The sequence below is a fragment of the Mesorhizobium sp. M2A.F.Ca.ET.067.02.1.1 genome (assembly GCF_004023285.1).
Lineage (GTDB): Bacteria > Pseudomonadota > Alphaproteobacteria > Rhizobiales > Rhizobiaceae > Mesorhizobium.
Genome location: NZ_RZSB01000422.1, coordinates 1 through 5,315 on the forward strand (window position 1 = coordinate 1; position 5,315 = coordinate 5,315).

Consider the following 5,315-nt stretch of genomic DNA (forward strand, 5'->3'; position numbering starts at 1 on the left):
TGTCGATGGATGGTTCCCCGATCATCGACCGCACCCCAATTGAAGGCCTCTATCTGAATGCCGGCTGGTGCTATGGCGGGTTCAAGGCGACGCCGGCAAGCGGCTATGCCTTCGCGCATCTGCTCGCCACCGACACTTCGCATCAAATCGCCAAAGCGTACCGCCTGGATCGTTTTGCACGCGGTTATGTCATCGACGAAAAGGGTGTCGGCGCTCAGCCGAACCTACATTGAGGCAACGCAATGCTGATCCCCCACCCTCTCCTCGGCCTTCGCGACGCGCAGGAATTCACGCATCTCGGAGACGCCTCCCTGTTGAATCGCCCCGACTGCATGGCCGAAGCCCCAGCTGAGGCCTTTTACGACTATGTCTATTTGCGCGAAAATCCGGCTGGGGTGCATCGCGAACTGTGGTTCCACGAGCAGGGCGACCGCTCCTGGCTGGTCGTCACACGCAGCACTGTGACCCATGAGATCCTGGGCGCCGAACTTGCTCGCGACGTTGCTCTGCGTATGCAAAAAGGTGGTAAATGAGGCTCGATGGCGGCCTGATCGATCGCAGCAGATCGGTGCGCTTCACCTTTGATGGCAAGGCCTATCAGGGCTACCCCGGCGACACTCTGGCTTCAGCATTGCTGGCCAACGATGTGCGGCTCATGGGCCGCAGTTTCAAGTACCATCGGGCGCGCGGGCTCATCGCAGCAGGCTCGGAGGAGCCGAACGCCTTGGTCGAATTGCGCTCAGACGCTAGGCGCGAACCCAACACTCGCGCAACCGTGGTCGAGTTGTTCGACGGCCTCGCGGCGAAAAGCCAGAATCGCTGGCCGTCGCTGGCCTTCGACGCAATGGCAGTGAACGATCTCTTCGCGAATTTTTTGACGGCAGGTTTTTACTACAAGACTTTCATGTGGCCGCGTGCCTTCTGGGAGAAGTTCTACGAGCCCGCCATCCGCAAGGCAGCCGGCCTCGGTGGTCTCTCGATGAAGCCCGATCCGGACAATTACGACAAGGGCTTCCTCCACTGCGATCTGTTGATCATCGGAGGCGGTGCGGCGGGCCTGGGGGCAGCCCTGACCGCCGCGCGGGCCGGTGCGCGGGTCATCCTTGCCGATGAGGGCTACCGGCTGGGCGGCCGACTTCTGGCCGAGAGCCACCTGCTGGACGACGCGCCGGCGATCGACTGGATCGTCAAATCGGAAGCCGAATTTGCTGCAATGCCTAACCTGCGCATTATGCGCCGGACCACAGTCTTCGGTGCCTTCGACCACGGCACATACGGCGCTGTCGAGCGGGTCGGCGATCACGTGCCCGTGCCTGGTGAACAGCCGCGGCAAACGCTCTGGCGCATCACCACGAAACGAGCCGTGCTGGCCACGGGGGCAATTGAGCGACACATCCCCTTCCGCAACAACGACCGCCCTGGCATTTTGCTGGCCGGAGCGATCCGTGCCTACGCCAACCGGTGGGCAGTCAGCCCCGCCGGACGAGTTGCCATCTTCACCAACAATGACGACGGGCACCGCACCGCGCTCGATCTGTTGGCACGCGGCATTGAGCTCGCCGCAGTGGTCGACGTGCGGGCTAATGCAAAGCCGCAAGGCGATTACCGGCTGATCGCCGGGGCCGTGGTCAGCGGCAGCAAGGGGCGCCTAGGGTTGAAATCCATCGAAGTGACGACGGGCCGCGGTCGCGAATGGATCGTCTGCGGCGCGCTCGGCGTTTCGGGCGGCTGGAATCCCAATGTCCATCTGGTCTCACACCATCGCGGCCGCCCAGTCTGGGACGATAGCAAGCAAGCTTTCTTACCCGGCCCGGACATGCCCCATGGTATGTTCGTCGCCGGCGCGGCCGCCGGAGAAGGCAGCACGGGCGCGGCGATGGCCTCGGGGGTAGATGCGGCTGCCGCTGCGCTTGAGACGTTGGAAATCGCGGCGATGCGACCCGTCCTGCCACGCGCCGAAGACGCGGCGCTTAACCTTCAGCCTCTCTGGCACGTGACGGGCAAGGGCCGGGCATGGGTCGATTTCCAGAACGACGTAACAGTCAAGGACATCAAACTGGCGCATCAGGAGAACATGCGTTCCGTCGAGCATCTGAAACGGTGGACGACGCTGGGCATGGCGACGGACCAAGGTAAGACCTCGAATGTCACAGCGCTTGCCATGATGGCCGAACTTACGTGCAAGTCAATTCCGGAAACCGGGACTACGATCTTTCGTCCGCCCTACACGCCGATCTCGATTTCGGTTCTGGGAGGTGGCGACACGGGCGAGCACTTCCGGCCCCGCCGTGTGACGCCCAGTCATGAATGGGCTAGGGCCCAAGGCGCGGTCTTCGTCGAAGCCGGCCAGTGGATGCGGGCGCAGTATTTCCCGCGGCCAGGCGAGACGCATTGGCACCAGTCCGTCGACCGTGAAGTGCGGGCGACCCGCAATGGCGTGGGCATATGCGATGTGACCACACTGGGCAAGGTCGATGTTCAGGGTGCGGATGCGGCTGAATTCCTTGATCGGCTCTACTGCAATCCCATGAAGAGCCTGAAGGTCGGCATGGTGCGCTATGGTCTCATGCTCCGTGAAGATGGCCATGCCTTCGACGACGGCACCTGCGCCCGGCTTGGCGAGTACTGCTATGTCGTGACCACAACGACGGCGCAGGCGGGGCCCGTCTATCGTCACATGGAATTCGCGCGCCAATGCCTTTGGCCGCAACTGGACGTGCAGCTAATTTCGACCACCGACGCCTGGGCGCAGTTTTCGGTGGCAGGGCCAAATGCGCGAAAGCTTCTTGAGCGCATCGTCGACCGTTTCGATCTCTCGAATGAAGCCTTTCCTTTCATGGCCTGCATGGAGCTTACCGTCTGCAGCGGACTGCGTGCCAGGCTGTTCCGCATCTCTTTCTCTGGCGAGCTCGCCTATGAGATCGCAGTGCCCGCACGTTATGGCTATGCGCTGATCTCCCGTCTGATTGAACTTGGACGCGACCTTGGCGCAACCGCTTATGGCACGGAAGCTCTCGGCGTCCTGCGCATCGAAAAGGGACATGCCGCCGGCAACGAACTCAACGGTCAAACCACGGCACAGATGCTGGGAATGGGTCGGATGGTCTCTACCAAGAAGAACTCCATAGGGGCTGTGATGTCACGGCGTGAAGGCCTCCAGGCTGAAACGCGGATGCTTGTCGGCCTGCAGCCTGTAAACCCCGACGATCCGGTTGTCGCTGGATCGCATCTCTTCGCAGACGGTTTGCAGCAACGGACCGAGACCGATCAAGGCTGGATCAGCTCGGCCTGCTTCTCTTCCCACGTCGGCTCCGCTATCGGCCTCGGTTTCCTCGTGGATGGTGAAAATCGCATGGGAGAGGAGATCGTCGCCGCCAATCCGCTTCAGGGCCAGTCGGTGCGTGTGCGCGTCGTTCCCACCCATTTTGTCGACCCCCAGGGAGGGCGCCTCCGTGCCTGATTTTAGAGCCATCACGGCGCTCGGCGCAGATGCGCCGCGCAATTTTTGCAATGGTCCGCTGAGCCTTGTGGAGAATGCCGATCTGGCACTGGCTTCGCTGGCGCTTCGTCGGGGAGTAGGTCAACCGGTGCCGTTCGACATAACCCTGCCCGGCCCGGGTAGATGGTTTAGAAAAGGCTCCGTGTCGGCCTTCTGGACCGGTCCTGATCAGTGGATGATCGAGGCCGAGGAGCGCGCGGAGAGCGATTTCGCCCGCGAACTTGCGGCAGCTTGCCCAGGCTGTTCGGTGACGGAGCAGACGGACGGTTTCGTGGCTTTTGAAATTCGGGCGGACAGCGGCGAAAGGCCGATCCTCGCACTCATGTCCAAACTCGTGAATCTCGATGCTACCCGCTTTGCTGGAGGATCGGCCACTCGCGTCGGTCTCGAGCACATGAGCGTATTTGCGATCAGGCGTGCGCCGGCCCATCTGGCCATCGTCGGCATGCGCTCGGCCGCCGAAACATTGTGGCATGGGTTGGAGACAGCGATCTCCCGCTTGGCGGAGATCCACGCGCGCGAGATCTTGTGATCACCGTACCACCTGATCTCAGGTCGAGGGCACATGGCCCGACGAATGCGGATAATCAACCTTTGTAGGCGGTTCGTCTCGTAGGCTTTTGATACAAGCTATTCGTCCTTTGGAGGTAAGACCGTATGTCCGCTTCTGCCGGTGAGGTGGCTCGCCCTACACTGCGCGTCCGAGGGTTGCTCGGGCGGGCCGAGCCGATCCTCATCACAGGAGGACGAGCCGTGGCAGATATATCTCGATTATACTGTATCGCACCACCGACCGCCTCTGTAATCGTCACCCTTCCTTGAAGAACCACACGGTCCATATCTAAAAATGACTTCCGACGGTGCAGGGGGTCCTTTGGCGGTTAGCCAGGGATTTTTATGAAGCTCCGCTAGTCCAAATGCGAGATATTCCCTCGCCCTGACGCAATGAATCTCGCCGCGACCAATCGGAGCGACCCGAATTAGGGATCGTTCAGTGGCCTTGTTCTCCAAAGCTATGGCGTTCGGTTCGCAATTGCTGACGTCCGGGTAGGAGAAATATATCCATTCCTCTTCGCACTGCCGTCCCTCTTCGCGAATAACGCCTCGAAACCGCGCGTCACGGCGAAACGGCACATTAGCCACCTTTTCGATATAGTGGCAAAAGGTGGCCCACCACATTCCCAAGCCTAGTGTGCATATTAGCCCATCAGCCTTGACAAGATTATCAAAAAAACTGTTTTCGCCGAGGCTCTGGTTGGAAATGTTTCGCAAGATAGCTTGAGCATTGGGCCCTATCCCTGCCGCCGAGCACATTGGATCGCGCGACCGTATGGCGTTCGTCCGGCTTCGAAATACCTCCGGAAATTCTCCAATCGCAGAGGGGGTTAACCCCACATCATAATACATCTGGCCGACGTTAAAAGAAAACGTGAAGGTCGGGACGAGGAGCGTTCCTTTCCTCCCCAGCACCTCAAGGAAGGCGTCTATCACGAAGTTCGAGAGCGCTGGATAGTTGCGCGGGACCGCCTGCGGCAAGCCCAGTCGACCGAGACTTACCTGCAAAGAGACGGTGTCGCCTGGACGGACGCCGATTGCTTCAATCGCCTTCAACAGATCTTCGCGTGTGTATTTGTAATCCATAGTCGATGCCGACCTCCAAGGCGGTGCGGGAAAAGACGTTCATCGCGACCAGCGGTCTGGATATTCCGCTGTGGATTCGGGCAGGAAGACAACGTCCTTTGGAACAATCGGCATTAGGAAGGCCCTCCTACCAGCCGCTCCAGAATTCCAATCAATCCCCCGACGGTCTGGAATT

At 60.4% G+C, this 5,315-nt stretch carries 4 protein-coding genes and 1 pseudogene; 4 read left to right on the forward strand and 1 reads right to left on the reverse strand.

What is annotated here, in order from left to right; genetic code table 11:
• The 4 genes and pseudogenes from EOA28_RS23910 to EOA28_RS23925 form a co-directional block, all read left to right on the forward strand.
• A pseudogene (locus EOA28_RS23910) lies at positions 1-233 on the forward strand (sarcosine oxidase subunit beta); the annotation flags it as partial.
• Positions 234-242: 9 nt separating this feature from the next.
• Positions 243-533, forward strand: a complete 291-nt coding sequence (locus EOA28_RS23915; protein WP_128315343.1) for a sarcosine oxidase subunit delta — start codon at positions 243-245, stop codon at positions 531-533.
• Positions 530-3,460, forward strand: a complete 2,931-nt coding sequence (locus tag EOA28_RS23920) for a sarcosine oxidase subunit alpha family protein (RefSeq protein ID WP_128315344.1) — start codon at positions 530-532, stop codon at positions 3,458-3,460. The genes EOA28_RS23915 and EOA28_RS23920 overlap by 4 nt, the downstream gene beginning before the upstream one ends.
• Entirely contained in the window at positions 3,453-4,031 is a 579-nt protein-coding gene (locus tag EOA28_RS23925; protein WP_128315345.1) for a sarcosine oxidase subunit gamma, read from the forward strand. The genes EOA28_RS23920 and EOA28_RS23925 overlap by 8 nt, the downstream gene beginning before the upstream one ends.
• 239 nt (positions 4,032-4,270) lie before the next feature.
• Here the strand turns inward: EOA28_RS23925 and EOA28_RS23930 are convergent, their stop codons facing one another.
• A complete protein-coding gene (locus EOA28_RS23930) occupies positions 4,271-5,140 on the reverse strand; it encodes an AAC(3) family N-acetyltransferase (protein ID WP_128315346.1) in 870 nt (289 codons plus the stop codon).
• Positions 5,141-5,315: the final 175 nt, after the last annotated feature.

Coding starts and splice junctions, on each gene's coding strand:
- EOA28_RS23915 (WP_128315343.1), top strand. CDS start 243: ATGCTGATCCCCCACCCTCTCCTCGGCCTTCGCGACGCGCAGGAATTC.
- EOA28_RS23920 (WP_128315344.1), top strand. CDS start 530: ATGAGGCTCGATGGCGGCCTGATCGATCGCAGCAGATCGGTGCGCTTC.
- EOA28_RS23930 (WP_128315346.1), bottom strand. CDS start 5,140: ATGGATTACAAATACACACGCGAAGATCTGTTGAAGGCGATTGAAGCA.